This window comes from Taylorella asinigenitalis MCE3 (assembly GCF_000226625.1).
GTDB classification, from domain to species: Bacteria; Pseudomonadota; Gammaproteobacteria; order Burkholderiales; family Burkholderiaceae_B; genus Taylorella; species Taylorella asinigenitalis.
In genome coordinates, this window is the sequence record NC_016043.1 from 358,925 (window position 1) to 376,884 (window position 17,960).

The 17,960-nt window shown below is 40.9% G+C and carries 17 protein-coding genes; 7 read left to right on the forward strand and 10 right to left on the reverse strand.

The window, feature by feature from the left end; translation table 11 throughout:
• Nucleotides 1-74: 74 nt before the first annotated feature.
• The 9 genes from TASI_RS01760 to TASI_RS01800 all read right to left on the reverse strand — a co-directional run bounded on the left by TASI_RS01760 (nucleotide 75) and on the right by TASI_RS01800 (nucleotide 8,025).
• Nucleotides 75-875: an alpha/beta fold hydrolase gene (locus TASI_RS01760; RefSeq protein WP_044977932.1), complete on the reverse strand. Its 801-nt coding sequence runs from the start codon at nucleotides 873-875 to the stop codon at nucleotides 75-77.
• Between the two features lies 1 nt (nucleotide 876).
• Nucleotides 877-1,539, reverse strand: coding sequence for a tol-pal system protein YbgF (ybgF, locus tag TASI_RS01765; RefSeq protein WP_014111041.1), 663 nt, complete (start codon nucleotides 1,537-1,539; stop codon nucleotides 877-879).
• A gap of 15 nt (nucleotides 1,540-1,554) precedes the next feature.
• Nucleotides 1,555-2,061, reverse strand: a complete 507-nt coding sequence (gene pal, locus TASI_RS01770; protein ID WP_014111042.1) for a peptidoglycan-associated lipoprotein Pal — start codon at nucleotides 2,059-2,061, stop codon at nucleotides 1,555-1,557.
• Between the two features lie 10 nt (nucleotides 2,062-2,071).
• Nucleotides 2,072-3,319, reverse strand: coding sequence for a PD40 domain-containing protein (locus tag TASI_RS01775; RefSeq protein ID WP_014111043.1), 1,248 nt, complete (start codon nucleotides 3,317-3,319; stop codon nucleotides 2,072-2,074).
• A gap of 92 nt (nucleotides 3,320-3,411) precedes the next feature.
• Nucleotides 3,412-4,668 carry a cell envelope integrity protein TolA gene (gene tolA, locus TASI_RS01780; protein ID WP_014111044.1) on the reverse strand — a complete coding sequence of 419 codons (1,257 nt, stop codon included), beginning with the start codon at nucleotides 4,666-4,668 and terminating at the stop codon, nucleotides 3,412-3,414.
• Between the two features lie 7 nt (nucleotides 4,669-4,675).
• Nucleotides 4,676-5,134: an ExbD/TolR family protein gene (locus TASI_RS01785; RefSeq protein WP_014111045.1), complete on the reverse strand. Its 459-nt coding sequence runs from the start codon at nucleotides 5,132-5,134 to the stop codon at nucleotides 4,676-4,678.
• Nucleotides 5,135-5,145: 11 nt separating this feature from the next.
• Complete coding sequence (tolQ, locus tag TASI_RS01790; RefSeq protein ID WP_014111046.1) at nucleotides 5,146-5,832, reverse strand: protein TolQ; 687 nt, start codon at nucleotides 5,830-5,832, stop codon at nucleotides 5,146-5,148.
• Complete coding sequence (ybgC, locus tag TASI_RS01795) at nucleotides 5,825-6,268, reverse strand: tol-pal system-associated acyl-CoA thioesterase (protein WP_014111047.1); 444 nt, start codon at nucleotides 6,266-6,268, stop codon at nucleotides 5,825-5,827. Before ybgC ends, tolQ begins: the two co-directional genes overlap by 8 nt.
• Nucleotides 6,269-6,276: 8 nt before the next feature.
• Nucleotides 6,277-8,025: a proline--tRNA ligase gene (locus TASI_RS01800; protein WP_014111048.1), complete on the reverse strand. Its 1,749-nt coding sequence runs from the start codon at nucleotides 8,023-8,025 to the stop codon at nucleotides 6,277-6,279.
• A gap of 71 nt (nucleotides 8,026-8,096) precedes the next feature.
• Here TASI_RS01800 and TASI_RS01805 point away from each other — a divergent pair, with 71 nt between their 5' ends.
• From TASI_RS01805 to TASI_RS01825, 5 genes are all read left to right on the forward strand, one after another.
• Nucleotides 8,097-8,639: an RNA pyrophosphohydrolase gene (locus tag TASI_RS01805; protein WP_014111049.1), complete on the forward strand. Its 543-nt coding sequence runs from the start codon at nucleotides 8,097-8,099 to the stop codon at nucleotides 8,637-8,639.
• A 2-nt stretch (nucleotides 8,640-8,641) separates the two neighbouring features.
• The gene (gene mnmE, locus TASI_RS01810; protein ID WP_044977934.1) at nucleotides 8,642-9,973 is read left to right on the forward strand and encodes a tRNA uridine-5-carboxymethylaminomethyl(34) synthesis GTPase MnmE; all 1,332 of its coding nucleotides are present in this window, start codon (nucleotides 8,642-8,644) and stop codon (nucleotides 9,971-9,973) included.
• A 72-nt stretch (nucleotides 9,974-10,045) separates the two neighbouring features.
• Nucleotides 10,046-10,432: a hypothetical protein gene (locus tag TASI_RS01815; RefSeq protein WP_014111051.1), complete on the forward strand. Its 387-nt coding sequence runs from the start codon at nucleotides 10,046-10,048 to the stop codon at nucleotides 10,430-10,432.
• A 3-nt stretch (nucleotides 10,433-10,435) separates the two neighbouring features.
• The gene (locus TASI_RS01820; protein ID WP_014111052.1) at nucleotides 10,436-10,738 is read left to right on the forward strand and encodes a cell division protein ZapA; all 303 of its coding nucleotides are present in this window, start codon (nucleotides 10,436-10,438) and stop codon (nucleotides 10,736-10,738) included.
• Nucleotides 10,739-10,774: 36 nt separating this feature from the next.
• On the forward strand, nucleotides 10,775-11,554 hold the full coding sequence (locus tag TASI_RS01825) for an SIMPL domain-containing protein (protein WP_014111053.1): 780 nt from the start codon (nucleotides 10,775-10,777) through the stop codon (nucleotides 11,552-11,554).
• A 3-nt stretch (nucleotides 11,555-11,557) separates the two neighbouring features.
• Here the strand turns inward: TASI_RS01825 and lgt are convergent, their stop codons facing one another.
• Entirely contained in the window at nucleotides 11,558-12,370 is an 813-nt protein-coding gene (gene lgt / locus TASI_RS01830; protein WP_014111054.1) for a prolipoprotein diacylglyceryl transferase, read from the reverse strand.
• A 128-nt stretch (nucleotides 12,371-12,498) separates the two neighbouring features.
• Between lgt and putA the strand changes: the two genes are divergently transcribed.
• Nucleotides 12,499-16,173 (forward strand): bifunctional proline dehydrogenase/L-glutamate gamma-semialdehyde dehydrogenase PutA, encoded by a 3,675-nt coding sequence (putA, locus tag TASI_RS01835; protein WP_014111055.1) that lies wholly within the window; start codon nucleotides 12,499-12,501, stop codon nucleotides 16,171-16,173.
• A 16-nt stretch (nucleotides 16,174-16,189) separates the two neighbouring features.
• Nucleotides 16,190-17,683 carry a sodium/proline symporter PutP gene (putP, locus tag TASI_RS01840; protein WP_014111056.1) on the forward strand — a complete coding sequence of 498 codons (1,494 nt, stop codon included), beginning with the start codon at nucleotides 16,190-16,192 and terminating at the stop codon, nucleotides 17,681-17,683.
• Nucleotides 17,684-17,960: the final 277 nt, after the last annotated feature.

The window sequence follows — 17,960 nt, forward strand, 5'->3', positions numbered from 1 at the left end:
AATTAACTTAGCCCTTTTTTTGTTTTTACTACACGATTTTGCTAGGATTTTTAACATTTAAATTTTGATTTCGCCTAAACCTTCTGCATTGATTCTATATGCTCGATAATAAGTTCATTAAATTTGTGTGGGACTGCTAAATTCATACCATGAGAAGAGGGCCCTATTATATGTAATTTAGAAGACGGCCACATATCATGTAAATCTCTAACAATTGTTGGGAAGGGTTTAGGACTATGCTCACCTCCTATAATCGTAATAGGAACTTCTTTATCTATATTTTCAAGATTTTCTTTCTCTATCAAAAATGGAGGTTCACTTTTTTGAACGTTTAGTGTGTGTATATTATCTAGAACCATTTCTTTAAACCATGGAACCATTTTCTTATAAGTCCCAGCCCCACTAACTAAGTCCACAAATTTTTCTGCACCTTTTTCAATTTCACCATCAAGAATAAATTGCAGGGCTTCACGTCGACCAGCTAGACCCTCCGTAAGTTGGGATTTGGTCCTAATCCCAGGGTCGGCAAGGATAATGGATTTAACTCTATCTTTGAAATCCAAGTACATTCGCATAGCTACCGCACCACCTCTAGAATGTCCAAGCACATGGAATTTATCAATTCCAAGATGATCCATAAGCAATATTAAATCTTTCGCATGCGCTTCATAATTAAAGTGCTCTGGGTGTGATTTGTGTGGCCAGTAGTGGGTCAAACTTGGAAGTATAAGACGCATATGTGAAGATAGGGGTTTCTCTTGTGCCTTCCAATATCTATAGTCGCACAAAGAGCCATGTATCATTAAAAGAGGAACCCCTTCACCTATATCCAAATAAGCAAAGGGGATATTATTTAAAACTAAATCGGAAACCATATTAATTCATATTTAGACGCTCTTTAGCTGTATCAGCCGCAGGTGTTCCAGGATACTCCTTAATAATACGATTTAAGGTGTTCTTATACTCATCTAAATTCTTAAGTTCATAATGATTACCTGCAATCACTAGCAAGGCATCACCAGCTTGAGGATTATTTGGATAAGTATTAACCATCTTAGTTAGTGTGTTTATAGAGCCTTTAAAGTCTTTAGTCGCATATCTGCTTCCCCCTTCATAAAAAAGGGCACTTGGGACTAGTACACTATTCGGATATGTAGCAGAGAAATTAGCTAACGCAGTAGCTGAAGCGTCATAATTTCCCTGTCTAAATAAATCTAAAGCTGTATCGTAAGCATTTTGTTCTACAGGGTCTCCTACCTGAGTAGGTGCGGTCACATCATTTGGCCCGCCTGAAGATATATTTTGTTTACGGACAGAATTTGATAGAACTTCAACTTGACCGCGTAACTTACGAATATCCTCTTGAAGTCTAACGATTTGATTAGATAACTCATTACGCATAGCTTCTGAATGCTTAAGCTGTGCACGCAATTCAAGAATGGCTCTGCGAGCCTGTTCATCCTCTGCAAAAGCTGGAGATGAAATAGCTACGAGAGCCACAGCCGATATTATAAATTTAGATATCGTAGATTTATTCATCTAACTCAAATCCTATTATTTCATGTACTGAATATCAGCCCTACGGTTTTGAGCGTGAGCTTCTTCAGAATTACCCATAGCTTGAGGTCTTTCTTTACCGAAACTTACAGCTTCAATTTGAGCAGAATTAACGCCATATTGATTTAACATACGTGCAACAGCAACAGAACGTCTTTGACCTAATGCAAGGTTATACTCCGAGCTTCCTCTTAAGTCAGTGTTACCTTCAATGCGAACAGAACGTTGAGCATTTGAAGTTAAGTATTTAGCATGAAGTTGTAACATTTCGTTATATTGAGGTTCAACATCATACCTGTCAAATGCAAAGTAAACAGATTTGTTTTGATAAAGAGGGCTTGCGGGGTTAAACGGATCCAAAATCACTTGAACAGGAGTACCATTTTGGTTAACTGTCGTAGTAGTTGCCCCTTCATTAGTCGTAGAAGTTTCAGTAGTAGAACAAGCAGCTAAGGCTAAAACTATAGAAGCAAGTGAAATTGATTTAATTATTCTTAGTGACATAATTTACTCCTTATTTAATAAACGGACCCCATGCAACAGCCGATACTGCACCCTTGCTTGGAATTACGGTAGAAAAGTTACTAACAATGTTAGATATCTTTATTTTACCCGATGAAACATGCATAACTTGCATTCCATTAGGCGAAAAGCTAGGAGAGAGGTCATCTGGGCCATTAGAAATAACTCTTTCCTCTCCTGTGGCTAGTTTCATTGTAACAATTACATAGTTACCATTTCTTAAACTAGTGTAAGCTAAATTTTCTGAGTCAGGTGAAATTCTAGGTGAAAGATTTTGAGATCCCTCAAAAGTAATCCTAGAAGAGGCACCATTACTTAAACCGGTACGATATACTTGAGGGCTACCACCTCTATCAGATACAAAGACAATACCTGAACCATTAGGAAAAAAGAAAGGCTCAGTCTCAATTTCAGGAGAAGAGGCTAGTAAACGTGGAGCTCTAGTTGACCCATCTCCCGAAACCATATAAATATCAGATAGGCCATCCATACTTAAAGCCACTGCCATTGAACGTCCATCAGGCGAGAAAGCTGGTGCACTATTATTTCCTTTAAAATTAGCCACTGGCACACGAACACCCGAAGATAGCTGTTGCACATAAACGGTTGGTTTTCCTGACTCAAAACTCACGTAGGCAATGCGACTGCCATCAGGAGACCATGTTGGTGAAATAATAGTAGCCCCAGAAACTAAAACCTTAGCATTAAACCCATCATAATCAGAGATATATAAAGTCTGTCCAGACACATATGCAATCTTCGTTGAAAATGCCCCTTTTAGCCCTATACTTTGCTCATAAGCCTTATCCGAAATATTATGAGCAATTGCCCTTTGAGATGGCTTGGAAATACGAGCTTCTTCACGTATGGTTTGCTGAATAGGGTCTACGTATCGATAATGTACATGATCCCCATTATCGAATCCAGAGATAATATTTGCCCCTTGCGTAATTTGAATTAACTTATCCCAGTTTAGTTTTTCCTTAGAATCCTTTGCAATGCTGGCAATGCGTGTGACATTAAATTGCCCCGAATTATTCAAATCTCTAGCGACAATATCCGCGATTTCCTTTCCTCGAGGTCCCTTGAAATCAGCTACAAAAATAGGTAGGCGATTATCAACAGTATTCACTCCAGACAAGGGCACCTCAATCTGTGCAAATGACTTCGCAGTAAAAATAAAGCCTAAAGAAGTAATTGCTAGAAACGCAACAATCTTAAGGAAACGTGTCAAGACCATACTTACTCCAAATAAATATCTATAAATAGTTTATCAACTCAAATTTCATAATTAAGGCCAATGCTCAATTCCATGTTACATTCATTTACAAACTATCGTGGAGAATAGTTGTAGGGACCCTGAACAACATTGCCCTTAGGCGGTTTCGGGAAAGGTTTACATTGATATATTGCCCTCAACACCGCCGTATCAAATGCCTTATTCCCCGAAGTTACAGCAATTGTAGCCGACTGAACCTTGTTATTAGACCCCAAAATAATTTTGTATCTAAGAGTCAATTTTTTCGGCCCATTGAATTTAAGATGCGGTTGCACACATGCTTGAACTTTACGGATATATTCAGAGTTTCCGCCTCCGCCACCTTGTTGATTCACACTATTTTGGCCGCCCTTAATACCAGCTCTGCTTAAGATATCACCCCTGATAGCATCGCGTTTTGCCTTCTCTTTGGCAATGCGCTCGGCTTCCGCCTTTTTCCGTGCTTCTTCAGCCTTGCGTTTTTCTTCTTCGGCTTTTTTCTTAGCCTCCTCAGCTTTACGTTTTTCTTCTTCTAGCTTGCGAGCTTCTTCAGCCTTACGTTTCTCTTCTTCAGCTTTTTTCTTAGCCTCCTCGGCTTTACGCTTTTCCTCTTCTAGTTTGCGTGCTTCTTCAGCCTTGCGTTTTTCTTCTTCGGCTTTTTTCCTAGCTTCCTCAGCGTTACGCTTTTCCTCTTCTAGTTTGCGTGCTTCTTCAGTCTTGCGTTTCTCTTCCTCGGCCTTTTTCTTAGCCTCCTCAGCTTTGCGTTTTTCTTCTTCGGCTTTTTTCCTAGCTTCCTCAGCTTTACGCTTTTCCTCTTCTTTTTTACGTTGTTCCGCTAAAGCAATCTCAGGGTCTGGTTGAGGTTCTGGTTCAATAACAGGTTCTGGTTTTGGTAATGGTGGAATAACTAAAGGCTTAGGAACAGGAACGGGTTCTGGTTCCACAACAGGCTCAGGCTCGACCACAGGTTCTGGCTCCACAACGGGCTCAGTTTCCTCAACGGGCTCAGGTTCCACAACAGGTTCAGTCTCAACAACAGGCTCAGGCTCGACCACAGGTTCTGGCTCCACAACGGGCTCAGTTTCCTCAACGGGCTCAGTTTCCACAACAGGCTCAGGCTCAACCGCATCAACCGCCTTTGGTGGCAATGGTGCCTTAATCTCTCCCTCAGCCCATAACTCTAGTTGAACAGGCCCACTCGCAGACTCCATTTTTTGTAGAAAATTTAGTCCTAAAACTACAAACAAAACTACATGCAGCACAATCGAAAACAAATAAAATTTGCCTTCGCCCTCATTCTTACTGAATTTTTCGTAGTTTCGTCTGGTCATCAGTTGCCTATCTAGCTTTAGAACCAGAGGCCCCTTCGCCTTTCTCCTGATTTACCATTAGACCAAGCCGACCTATACCACTTGCTCTAAGTCTATCCATAAGTCGCACAACCTCCTCATATGCAACTTGACCATCCGCAGAAATAACAACAGGAGTATTCTCGGTGTTCATCATAGTTTTAATTTTGCTAGCTAACACGGCCTCTGGAGTAACTTCAAACTCAGCTCCAGGCTGACGGAATCGCACACTTATAGTTCCATTTTGCTCTAATTGGACTTCGATAGGGGTAACAGGCACTTTGGATGCTTTACCGACGGTAGGTAAATTAATAAGCCCAGGTGTTATTAACGGTGCAGTGACCATAAAAATAACGAGCAAAACAAGCATAACGTCGATATATGGAACGACATTCATCTCATTTTTGAAACGTCTAGATTTAGACCTTCTGGAGGTTCGGCGAGACATGGTGCCTCCTATTAGGACTGTCTTTGAAGGATATTTAGAAATTCATCCATAAAACCTTCAGCGTTGGTAGAAACTTTATCTATAGATCGTGAAAATGAATTGTATGCAATAGATGCTGGAATAGCTGCAAACAAACCAATTGCGGTGGCAATGAGTGCCTCTGCGATCCCTGGTGCAACTGCCGCAAGTGTTGCTGTACTATCCGTGGTTAGCCCAAGAAATGAGTGCATAATTCCCCAAACTGTTCCAAGAAGACCAATATAAGGGCTTACAGACCCAACGGTAGCAAGAAAACTTAGTTTGCTATCTAGCCCATCCATCTCTCTAAAATAAGTGGCTTGCATAGCTCTATCAGCTGCTTGGGTTTGCAATTGAGGAGATAAATTTCTAGATCTTGCTTTTAAGAATTCACTCATACCAGCCTCAAAAACCCTTGCGGTGATACCGTATTTTCTCGGAGATTTTTGAACCTTAGCGTGAAGATCAGTTAAATCACCGCCCCTCCAAAATTCATTTAAAAAATTCTTATTATTTGATTTCGCACTAGATAGGAGAGTGTATTTAGAGAAAATAATCGCCCAAGAAGCTATAGATAAAATAAGCAAAATCAGCATAATTATCTGAACGGGCAAGCTCGCATCAGTAATTAAAGTCAGAATCGACATCTTATCGGGAGTATTTAAAACAACTTCATTCATTAGAAATCCTCGGGCTCATAACAGATTCAAAAGATAACCGAACACTCTCAGGAATAGCACTTGGTTTAAAGCCATCTCTTTTAATGCAGCAAACTGTTATTTTGCTTTTTACTAAAAGCTCATTTTCCCTATATATATCTTGAGAAAAAACTATAGAAGCTTTTCCCATAGATTCAACTTCCGTATGAATACTAAGGATATCATCAAGCTTTGCAGGCTTTTTATAAGTTAGGCTTGTTTCTGAAACAACAAAAATCAATCCTAACTCCGAGTCAAGTTTACTTTGATCAAAACCAAGTTTACGAAGCCACTCAGTTCTGGCTCTTTCGCAAAATTTCAGATAGTTTGCGTAAAAGACTACACCTCCCGCATCCGTATCTTCGTAGTAAACACGGATAGGGAATACGAATTTCAAATTATCTTTTCTTAAGTTCATTAAGTTAACTATACACGAATAGACAAATCTTCATAAACAGATTTAACGTAATTAGATACTTCAGTTAGTGACAGTTTTTTCGCTTCACTTTCTGTTCTTTTTTGAACTTCAATCACGCCTTCCTTAAGACCACGTTCACCGACAGTAACACGAATCGGAATACCGATAAGTTCCCATTCAGTGAACATAACACCTGGTCTCATGTCACGATCATCCAAAATTACGTCATATCCAGCGGCCTTAAATTGTTCATAAAGTTCAAGACATTTCGCTTTAACTTCCTCGCTCTTAGACCATCCGATAGGGCATATAACAATTTCATATGGTGCCATTGGCAATGGCCATATAATTCCGTTCTCATCATGATTTTGCTCGATAGCAGCTGCAACAATCCGGCTTACACCAATGCCATAACACCCCATTTGAATAACAGCTTCCTTACCGTTTTCATCTAAATAAACAGCACGAAGCTTAGATGAATACTTATCGCCTAAAAAGAATACATGGCCCACTTCAATGCCTCGGTCGATGGCAAGGGTGCCATTGCCATCGGCGGAAGGGTCACCTTCTACAACATTACGTATATCTTCAACTTGAGGTTCGGGCAAATCGCGGCCCCAGTTTACGCCAACGTAGTGCGTGCCATCCTTATTTCCGCCACAAATAAAATCAGACATATTTGCTACTGTTCTGTCGGCAATGACCACGACTTCCTTCAGTGGTTTTACTGGCCCCAAATAACCAGGGGTTGAGCCGAAGAACTCCATAATTTGGGCTTCTGTAGCCATGTCATAAGATTTAGCTTCTTTAAAAAATGGAAGTTTTGAGACTTTCACATCATTTAATTCATGGTCTGCACGAATCAAAAGCATGCATAAAACTTTTTCACCTGAATCTTTTTCAACACTAAATACTACGGATTTAACATTCGTTTCAAGAGGCACATTTAGATATTCAGCAACAAGCTCGCATTTTGTGCAGTTAGGAGTTTCAACCAACTCAAGATCACGAGTAGCAGGAGCTCGTTTATCAATAAGCGAAACGGCTTCCGCTAATTCAATATTAGCTGCATAGTCAGAATTAGGATTGTATACAATTAAATCCTCTCCAGTTTGGGCAATAACTTGGAATTCATGGCTTCGAGAGCCGCCAATAGAGCCCGTGTCCGCATTTACCGCACGGAACTTTAAGCCTAATCTAGTGAAGATACGAGTGTAAGCGTCATACATTTTTTGATAGCTTTTATTTGCCTCTTCTTCGTTTCTATCAAATGAGTATGCATCTTTCATAAGGAATTCTCGACCACGCATCAGGCCGAAACGAGGACGACGCTCATCTCGAAATTTTGTTTGAATGTGATAGAAATTAAGTGGCAGTTGACGCCAGCTATGCACTTCATTGGCAACGATATCGGTAATAACTTCTTCAGATGTCGGTTGAATAATGAAATCTCGCGAGTGTCTGTCCTTAAAACGTAAAAGTTCGGGGCCATATGCATTCCATCGCTCTGTCTTCATCCAAAGTTCTGCAGGTTGGACAACTGGCATAAGTAATTCAATTGCACCAGCATTATTCATTTCTTCGCGAACTATAGCTTCAACTTTTTTTAGGACCTTAAACCCCAAGGGCATATATGTATAAATACCAGCACCTAATTTTCTAATCATGCCAGCACGTAGCATGTATTTATGACTTATGACCTCAGCCTCAGCTGGAGCTTCTTTTGATGTATTGATGTGGTATTTGGAAGCCAGCAAGTTTTGTCTCCTTATGTAATTATTTCCTAATATAATTAGAGCAATTGTATTTTAAATTTAAGAGGTAGTGAATGCTTGACCGCGATGGCTACCGTCCTAATGTAGGTATTATTTTAGTTAATTCTAAAAATGAGGTTTTTTGGGGTAAGCGTATACGCGAAAGATCATGGCAGTTTCCTCAGGGTGGCATTAAGTACGGCGAAAAGCCGCTTCAAGCCATGTACAGAGAGCTATATGAAGAACTTGGACTTAGACCTAAACACGTACAAATATTAGGGCGCACTGGAGACTGGTTGCGCTATAACGTTCCTGAGAACTATATTCGCAGAGATTCTAGGGGACTTTATAAAGGGCAAAAACAAATTTGGTTTATGCTTAGACTTTTAGGCCGCGATAAAGACATAAATTTACGCAGTACGAATCATCCTGAATTTGATGCTTGGAGATGGAGTAATTATTTTGTTCCCCTACATCAGGTTATTGAATTTAAACGCGAAGTTTATGAAATAGCATTAACGGAGCTAGGCGGGCACATTGCCATCGAATATAAGTCTCAGATAATTAGTACAGACATAAAAATAACAAACTCAAACGAGCAATCTATTCAAACTTGATTATGCAATCAGATATTATTGCGGCAGTAGCCACGGCACCTGGTCGTGGAGGCATTGGTGTTGTGCGTGTATCGGGGCCGAAGTTGGGGGCATTTGCACAGGCCATAAGCAAAGGGCTCGAAATCAAACCGCGAACCGCTCAGTATACGGATTTTTACGATGCAGAAGGCCATGCCATAGATAATGGTCTATTGCTTTATTTTCCTGCACCTCATAGCTTTACTGGGGAAGATGTTATTGAATTACAAGGGCATGGTGGCCCAGTAATTTTAAATATGGTTTTAGGACGGTGTTTGGAATTGGGAGCTAGGCTTGCCGAGCCTGGGGAATTTTCAAAAAGAGCATTTCTAAACAATAAAATTGACTTGACACAAGCCGAGAGCATTGCCGATTTGATAGATGCTTCAAGCGAAAAGGCTGCGAGAATGGCTTTGCGAAGCCTCAAAGGCGCGTTTTCTGATTTGGTTTCAGATTTGGTAGCGAAGGTCATAAATCTGAGGATGTTGGTTGAGGCGACATTGGATTTTCCTGAGGAGGAGATCGATTTCTTAGAGGCGGCCGATGCTATGGGGCAGCTGCGGGTGATACAAGAGCAACTCGATCGTGTGATATCGCAGGCAAATCAGGGGACTATTATGCGGGAGGGTCTGCATGTGGCTCTTGTGGGTATGCCGAATGTGGGGAAATCATCGCTTTTGAATGCATTGTCAGGGGAGGAGATTGCGATCGTGACGGATATTGCGGGGACCACGCGCGATGTCGTTCGCAATTTTATTCATATCGACGGTGTGCCTGTGCATTTTATGGATACGGCGGGTCTGCGAGAAACCGAAGATATTGTGGAGCGCATTGGCATAGAGAGAAGCGAAAAATCATTGCAGGATGCGGATGTGGCTTTGATTTTGATGGACCCACGAGAGGAGAAAAATAGCAAGTTCATTGCCACCTTGCAAGAGATTCCTAAGGGCGTAAAACGACTTTATGTGCACAATAAAATCGATCTTTATGGTCAAAAGCCAATGCGTGATGGGGATGACATTTGTTTGTCTGCGAAAACGGGTGATGGGCTTGAATTACTAAAGACGGCATTGCTTGAGATTGCGGGATGGCAGGGCGAATCGGAGGGGTTATTTCTGGCACGCACGCGCCATATGAATGCTTTACGTGAGGCTAAGGGGCAACTTGAGCATGCTAGAGAGATTGCGTACGAGGGACTAGATTTATTTGCTGAACATTTGCGTCTTGCTCAAGAGCAACTCAATACAATTACGGGTGAATTTACTGCTGATGACTTACTGGGAGAAATCTTCAGTCGCTTTTGTATTGGTAAATAATTGGGCTTTATAAGATTATTTATTATAAACTTAAGTGTTATTTTAATTTCTTATAGTAAATTCTAAGATATCATGCTTTCAAATCTTGATCAGTTAATCGAAAAGGCTCACAAAGTTTCTCAGATAAATCGTTCATTATTTAATGAGAGAAACCGATTGCGTGAGCAAGTATCTACTTATGAGTCGCAACTTGAAGCGTCGCAGAAAAAATTAGATTCTAACGAGAAGAAAATTGAGGAATTAAATAAGAAAGTATCGGAACTTCAGGGTTTTTTAGAATCAACGCAATCTATCATGACTCAAGAGGTCAAAAACCTAAAAGATCAAAATAAAGTTCTGCAGACTGCTCACGATAAAGATAAGGCTATATTAAATACTTGGAAGGAAGATTTAACCTCCATTCGCTCACGTGTCGCACATGTTTTAGAAAACATTTCAAACGATGTTCAAGAAGAGTAATTTATGGAAAAAGTTGATATAAATATCCTTGACCGTGCAATTAGTTTGACTACGGATCCAAAAGATAAGGAAGCACTTATACTTTCTGCAAAAAGAGTGGATGATTTGTTGCGTTCAATTAAGCAATCTTCCCCAAATCTAGCAGTTGAAAGGGTAGCTATTTTAGGCTGTCTTAAATTGGCATTAGATCATCTTAAGATGCAATCTAATGAAGGTCCATTTAGTGGGGTGCCAGTTTATGAAGTCGATAAGCGAATTTCCGAATTAAATAGTCTTCTTGATCAGGCACTTACTTCTAATGATTAAACTACTTACATGGTCGTTTATTTATAGGAGAACATTATGACTAAATCTTTTTTCAAAATCCCACTTATTGCCATCGCATTGAGTACTGCTTTCATTGCACCGATACAAGCTCAAACTCAAGAACCTTCTGATACAGAGGCTAAAGAAGAAAAAACTCGCTTTAAACCAATTGATTCACCAAAATTTAATGTTTCAGCTAGTGTTCGTAAAAAAGTGACAGCAGACTATGTTGAACTTATCCTTCGTAAAGAGCTAAGCGGAAAAGACTTAGACTCTATGACTAAGGAAATAAATAAAGCTATGGACGAGGTTATCCAAAAAGCTAAAGAATTCCCCGACCTTGAAATCTCCACTAATAATTACAATTTTTGGAAGGAATATTCAGGAAGATATTCTTCAAGTGAATCATTTAAGCCAGAGAATATAATTTGGAATGTGCAAGGATCTGTAATTGTGGCTTCTAGTGATCATAAAAAAGTTGAGGAATTTATAAAATCTATTGGGACTACGATGATCCCAGATAATATCAATTTCTCATTAACCCCAGAAGCACGCAAAAAAGCTGAGTCAGAAATTCTTCAACAAGCAGCCGATGAATTTAAAGCTAAAGCTGATACAGTTACCAAGGCTTTTGGGTTTACTTCTTACACCATCGGTAAAGTGACTATGAATAAAAGCGAGCCAGGCTATTATAACTATGGCTACAGGGGTATGGCCGATAGTTCAAAAGCGATGGTTACATCAAATGGTGTTCCGTTAGCTCCTAACTCAATTGACGTACATGTGAGATTTTCGGGCGAGATATATCCTAAATAATTCCTAAGTTTTAGGTAAATTAATATTCGAATTGTCTTGGGTTCTTCTCTTCATAGGCATTACGAAGATTACGAAACCCAAGACTATCATAGGTACTGATAGCCACTGCCCCATGCTTAAGCCTAATGCGAGATAACCTAGTTGGCTATCAGGTTCTCTTGCGAACTCCGCTAAAAATCTGAATATTCCATAACCCAGAACAAACAACCCTGTGACTTTACCTAGTCGCCTAGGCTTGCTTGAATAAATCCATACAATTAAAAATAGAAGAAATCCTTCTCCCATCATTTGATAGAGTTGTGATGGGTGTCGTGGCTGATCATCGCTTCCTGGGAAAATCATGGCCCAAGGTACATCAGTAACTCGGCCCCACAATTCACCATTTATGAAATTACCTATTCTCCCAAAAGCAAGACCAAGCGGCACTAATGGAGATACAAAATCAGTTACTTCGAAGAAATGCTTTTTTTCCCTATACGCAAAGTAAAGCATGGCAGTGGTCACGCCTATTAGCCCTCCATGAAATGCCATTCCTCCATCCCAAAAGGCAAAAATCTTAAGCGGATTCCATAAGTAGTAACTTAAATTATAGAAAACCACATAACCAAGTCTTCCCCCTAAAACCACACCTAATATGCACCAAAATAACAAATCCTCAAATCGGTTTAGGGAAACATTAAAATATCCTTTTCTGATACGATATCTTCCCAAATACCAAGCGAAGAAAAATCCCACAAGGTACATAATTCCGTACCAGTGGATTTTTATAAAACCTAGGTCAATAGCTACGGGGTCAATTTGCGGAAATGTAAGCATACATGCGAATCAAGGCTATAAAAGTGTGAGTATATTAACACATGAAATAAGGGAATTATCTTATATATTTTTTATTTGATAATCATTAGAATTTTTAATGGAATTTCGATTTATTGAAGGAGTTTATCTTGAGTTCCACATCACCTGAAGTAAAGTCAGAAACTGCGACTAAACCATTTGAACAGTTTACAAATTCTGTTCTAGATCAATCAGATTTAAGAGCAGCGATTACATCTGCTTATAGAAGACCAGAAACCGAATGTTTACCCCCATTAATTGAATTAGCTGAACCAGGAGAGTTAAGGTCAGCTATTGCAGATACAGCAAGAATGCTTGTAACTAAATTAAGAGAGAAGCGAACGGGTGGTGGAGTAGATGGATTAATTCATGAATATTCATTATCAAGCGAAGAGGGTATTGCCTTAATGTGCTTAGCTGAAGCACTTCTTCGTATTCCAGATAACGCAACTAGAGACGCTTTAATTAGAGACAAAATTAGTAAAGGCGACTGGAGATCACACCTTGGCACAAACTCTATGTTCGTAAATGCAGTAACTTGGGGTTTGATGATTACAGGTAAATTAGTTAAACCACAAACTGAATCATCACTAGGTGCATCGCTTACAAAATTAATTGCACGTGGTGGTGAGCCACTTATCCGTAAAGGTGTAGACCAAGCTATGCATATAATGGGTGAGCATTTTGTTCGCGGTGAAACTATAGAAAAAGCCCTTTCAAATGGTCAATCCATGATTGAGAAGGGCTTTAATTATTCTTTTGATATGCTTGGTGAAGCTGCGATGAATGATGCGGATGCACTTCGATATTACAAATCATATGAAGAGTCAATTCATGCTATCGGTAAAGCGGCAACTGGTCGCGATATCTATGAGAAGTCAGGGATTTCTATCAAATTATCCGCACTGCATGCACGATACTCAAGAGCTCAATATGATCGCGTAATGGAAGAACTTTATCCTCGTTTACGCGATCTTACTTTATTGGCTCATAAATACGATATCGGAATTAATATCGATGCAGAAGAAGCCGACCGTTTAGAGATATCCCTAGATTTACTTGAAAAATTATGTCATGAGCCGCAACTAGCGGGATGGAAGGGAATAGGATTTGTAGTTCAAGCTTATTCAAAACGCACCCCATTTGTGATTGATTGGCTTATTGATTTAGCACGTCGCACTAATCGTAGACTTATGATTAGGTTAGTAAAAGGGGCTTATTGGGATACTGAAATAAAACGTGCCCAAGTCGACGGATTAGAAGGCTACCCTTTATACACTAGAAAATTCCACACTGACGTATCCTACCTCGCATGTGCAAGAAAACTACTTGCAGCCAAAGACGAAATCTTCCCACAATTTGCATCACATAATGCACAGACATTGGCATCAATCTACCATATGGCTGGACCTGATTTTTATCACGGTAAATTTGAATTCCAGTGCTTACACGGTATGGGTGAACCTCTATATGAAGAGGTTGTGGGCGACGAGAAGGACGGAAAATTAGGACGCCCTTGCCGTATATATGCACCAGTTGGAACACATGAAACATTGCTTGCATATCTAGTGCGTCGCTTACTTGAAAATGGTGCTAATTCATCATTTGTAAATCGCATTACAGACGAAAATGTCTCTGTAGATGATTTAATTGAAAATCCTGTTGATTTAGCGTTGCAGGTGAATCCAATCGGAAAACCGCATGACATGATTCCATTGCCACGCGAGTTATATAAAGCACAAGGACAAGATAGGCTAAATTCACGAGGTGTGGATTTATCTAATGAACTAACATTGAGTGAATTGGCTAAAGGCTTAAAAGGAGCGACTAGCAAAGAGTGGGTGTCTTCACCTACAGGAGTGGCTTCTGATGCGGCTCGCAGCACGGATGCGAAAAATCCATCTGATCATAGAGACATAATCGGTAAAGTAACTTTTGCTACTGAAACTGAAGCGAAAGATATGGTCGCTAAAGCAGAGGCAGCGTTTGCGGGATGGAGTGCATTGCCAGCGGGACAGAGGGCAGATATGCTTCGCAAAGCCGCTGATATTATTGAATCGCGTCAAGAGTTTTTCATCGCATTAGCTGTTCGTGAAGCAGGAAAAAGTTTCGCTAATGCAGTAGCAGAAATTCGTGAGGCCGTGGATTTCTTGCGTTATTACTCATATCGTGTGGATAAGAAATTATCTAGCCACGATAATAAACCGCTTGGCCCTATCGTTTGCATAAGCCCATGGAACTTCCCGATGGCCATATTTTTGGGGCAAATTTCTGCCGCTCTTTCAGTGGGAAATGTTGTTCTGGCTAAGCCTGCTGAACAAACACCAATCATCGCTTATTATGCGGTAGAGGCATTGCATGAAGCGGGTGTGCCTAAAGACGTGATTCAGCTTGTACCTGGTGCTGGTGATATTGGTGCGGCATTGGTAGCGGATGAACGCGTTAAGGGCGTGATGTTTACTGGGTCGACGGCGGTAGCACAGAGCATTGCCAAATCAATTTCTGGACGTGTTGGAGCGGACGGTCAGCCGATTCCATTAATCGCTGAGACAGGTGGTCTGAATGCGATGATAGTGGACTCTTCTGCTTTAGCTGAACAAGTCGTAGTCGATGTTGTGTCTTCAGCTTTTGACTCAGCTGGTCAAAGATGTTCTGCATTGCGTATTCTTTGCATTCAAAATGATGTGGCAGATTTTCTTCTTAATATGCTTAAGGGAAATATGGATGAGTTGCGTGTCGGAAATCCTGATCGTCTAACGACTGATGTTGGGCCAGTTATCGACGCAGAGGCTCAGAAAAATATCCTCGATCACATTGAAGATATGCGTGCAAAAGGATTCAAAATTCATCAAACTCCTATGGATGAACAAGTGCAAAATGGCACATTTGTCGCACCAACATTAATCGAGGTTAATGATATTACAGATGTTCAAAAAGAGGTGTTCGGCCCTGTGCTTCATGTAGTTCGTTTTGATCGCAAAAATCTTGATGATTTGATTCAGAAGATTAATTCAAGCGGTTATGGACTTACATTTGGTATGCATTCGCGCATTAATGAGTCAGTAGAAGATATCGCATCTCGAATTAGAGCAGGTAATCTCTATATCAATAGGAACATTATTGGTGCGGTCGTTGGCGTGCAGCCTTTTGGTGGTATGGGATTGTCAGGAACAGGTCCAAAAGCGGGCGGCCCGTTATATCAATATCGTTTGTTAGCTGAAGGTTCACACGCTGGTGTTGGTGATATTTTCTCTGATAATCCCTTGGCTGTGAAACATAAAATGCCTACCCCTACGGGCGAAGAGAATTTTTATTTCGTACGCCCCCGTGGCAATGTTCTCTGCATTGCTCAATCTGCCGCTGGCGCTCGTGCACAGTTAGAGGCATGCTCCATCACAGGTAATAATGCGATTTTCGCTGGATGGCCTGATTTGCAAAACGTTGTACCTGAAGTGGCTTCTGTTGTTGGGCAAACTAAGGCAGAGAACGGTCGCAGCATAAGAATTTATAAAAATACCAATCCGAATGTAGCCGTGAGCATTGCCACCTTGCTATCAAATCAGAGAATTGATGCGGTGCTTGTGGAAGGCGATACGGATATGTTGAAACAGATCGCTAAAGACTTCGCAGAAAATAGCTATATCGTTATTCAGCCTCAGGCATTAACGACAGCAGCTATTGAAGGCGGAGCAAAATATGATCTTGAGCGACTTTTAGTAGAGCAGTCATTAAGCGTAAATACCGCCGCTGCTGGGGGTAATGCAACGCTTATGGCAGTAGTTTAACCTTTAGGAGATTCTTATGAATTCTATCGTAAGCACCCCAGTAATAGTGACTTTTGCAGCTTATATTGTCCTGATGATTTATATCGGGTATCGGGGCTATAAATCGACTCAAAATCTCTCAGACTATATTCTGGGTGGTCGGCAGTTAACCGCATTTGTAGCGGCTCTTGCAGCAGGTGCCTCTGATATGAGTGGCTGGCTTTTGCTTGGCCTTCCTGGCGAGGTATATAGTACAGGTATCTCAGCTTCTTGGATTGCAATAGGCCTAATTATTGGAACCTATGTGAACTGGAAGTTTGTTGCAGCTCCATTGCGTACATATACAGAACATGCGAACAATGCGTTGACATTGCCAGATTTCTTTGCGAATCGGTTCAAAGATAGAACCAATATTCTTCGCATTGTGTCTGCGATTGTAATTCTTATTTTCTTCACATTATATTGTGCTTCTGGCGTGGTGGCGGGAGCTCGCCTTTTCGAGAGTATGTTTTCAATGAGCTATATGACAGCTCTTTGGATCGCCGCATTATGTACTATTGCGTATGTATTTATTGGGGGATTCTTGGCAGTGAGCTGGACTGATGCTGTGCAAGCATCGCTTATGTTTACGGCCTTAATTATCGTGCCTATCGCTGCGGTGTTTAGTGTTGGTGGCTTGGATAATGCCGTGCAAGTAGCTGAGAGCGTTAATCCTAATAGTGCCCATATGTTTGAAGGCGTGACTGTGATGGGCATTATTTCTTCCCTTGCGTGGGGGCTTGGATATGTGGGTCAACCGCATATTTTGGTGCGTTTTATGGCCATCGATTCAATTAAGTCAATCCCAAGTGCACGTCGCATTGGTATGATTTGGGTGATTCTATGTCTTGCAGGTGCTGTTGCAGTGGGCTTCTTCGGATTGGCTTACTTTAATACGCATACCGAATATTTAAATCGCGTTGCATCAAATCCAGAGCGTGTATTTATCGAGCTTTCAATCTTGATATTTAACCCATGGATTGCAGGTATTTTCTTGGCTGCAATTTTAGCTGCTGTGATGAGTACACTATCGGCTCAATTGCTTGTGTGCTCAAGTTCATTGACACAAGATATTTATAAGACTTTCTTGCATCGTGAAGCGAGCGAAAAGCAACTTGTGACTTTCGGTCGTATTATGGTTGTAGCTGTCGCTATTGTGGCAATATTCCTGGCTTGGGATCCAAATAGTGGTGTACTCGCAATGGTGAGTTATGCATGGGCGGGATTTGGTGCGGCATTTGGCCCTGTGGTGGTGTTCGCATTAACATGGAGACGCATGAATAAAATGGGAGCTCTCGCGGGTATGGTTGTTGGTGCAGCTACAGTGCTCGTGTGGAAGCAATTCGGGTGGTTCGGTTTGTACGAGATCGTGCCTGGCTTCATATTCGCAAGTATCGCGATTTACGTGGTGAGTCTTGCTACTGGTGAGCCTGAGAAAGAGGTGACTGATATTTACGACGCTGTTTATCACACTCACAAATCGAATGCTTAGTTGAGAAGGGTGGAGGGGTGCGGAGGCATTGCCACCCAAAATGAGCTCTTGCGGTCGAGAGGCTGCAGGAGCTTATTTTATTTTGAGGGACAGTGTGCGAAGCTAAAGTACACAATGCGGTTGTACACGATGTGTGTTAATGACTCTCATTTGCATTATACCAGATGTTGGGGTAATGCATTGAGGCGCTTCGGGTGCGTGATGCGGGGCGTTGAAATATGCATAAACGCAACATGATTTGGAGCTTAAATTAGGGTTAACGCTAAAAAGATTTGAC

What these genes read in the sequence shown, in the direction of transcription:
- TASI_RS01760 (WP_044977932.1), bottom strand. Translation starts at nt 875, where the DNA reads ATGGTTTCCGATTTAGTTTTAAATAATATCCCCTTTGCTTATTTGGAT.
- ybgF (WP_014111041.1), bottom strand. Translation starts at nt 1,539, where the DNA reads ATGAATAAATCTACGATATCTAAATTTATAATATCGGCTGTGGCTCTC.
- pal (WP_014111042.1), bottom strand. Translation starts at nt 2,061, where the DNA reads ATGTCACTAAGAATAATTAAATCAATTTCACTTGCTTCTATAGTTTTA.
- TASI_RS01775 (WP_014111043.1), bottom strand. Translation starts at nt 3,319, where the DNA reads ATGGTCTTGACACGTTTCCTTAAGATTGTTGCGTTTCTAGCAATTACT.
- tolA (WP_014111044.1), bottom strand. Translation starts at nt 4,668, where the DNA reads ATGACCAGACGAAACTACGAAAAATTCAGTAAGAATGAGGGCGAAGGC.
- TASI_RS01785 (WP_014111045.1), bottom strand. Translation starts at nt 5,134, where the DNA reads ATGTCTCGCCGAACCTCCAGAAGGTCTAAATCTAGACGTTTCAAAAAT.
- tolQ (WP_014111046.1), bottom strand. Translation starts at nt 5,832, where the DNA reads ATGAATGAAGTTGTTTTAAATACTCCCGATAAGATGTCGATTCTGACT.
- ybgC (WP_014111047.1), bottom strand. Translation starts at nt 6,268, where the DNA reads ATGAACTTAAGAAAAGATAATTTGAAATTCGTATTCCCTATCCGTGTT.
- TASI_RS01805 (WP_014111049.1), top strand. Translation starts at nt 8,097, where the DNA reads ATGCTTGACCGCGATGGCTACCGTCCTAATGTAGGTATTATTTTAGTT.
- mnmE (WP_044977934.1), top strand. Translation starts at nt 8,642, where the DNA reads ATGCAATCAGATATTATTGCGGCAGTAGCCACGGCACCTGGTCGTGGA.
- TASI_RS01815 (WP_014111051.1), top strand. Translation starts at nt 10,046, where the DNA reads ATGCTTTCAAATCTTGATCAGTTAATCGAAAAGGCTCACAAAGTTTCT.
- TASI_RS01820 (WP_014111052.1), top strand. Translation starts at nt 10,436, where the DNA reads ATGGAAAAAGTTGATATAAATATCCTTGACCGTGCAATTAGTTTGACT.
- TASI_RS01825 (WP_014111053.1), top strand. Translation starts at nt 10,775, where the DNA reads ATGACTAAATCTTTTTTCAAAATCCCACTTATTGCCATCGCATTGAGT.
- lgt (WP_014111054.1), bottom strand. Translation starts at nt 12,370, where the DNA reads ATGCTTACATTTCCGCAAATTGACCCCGTAGCTATTGACCTAGGTTTT.
- putP (WP_014111056.1), top strand. Translation starts at nt 16,190, where the DNA reads ATGAATTCTATCGTAAGCACCCCAGTAATAGTGACTTTTGCAGCTTAT.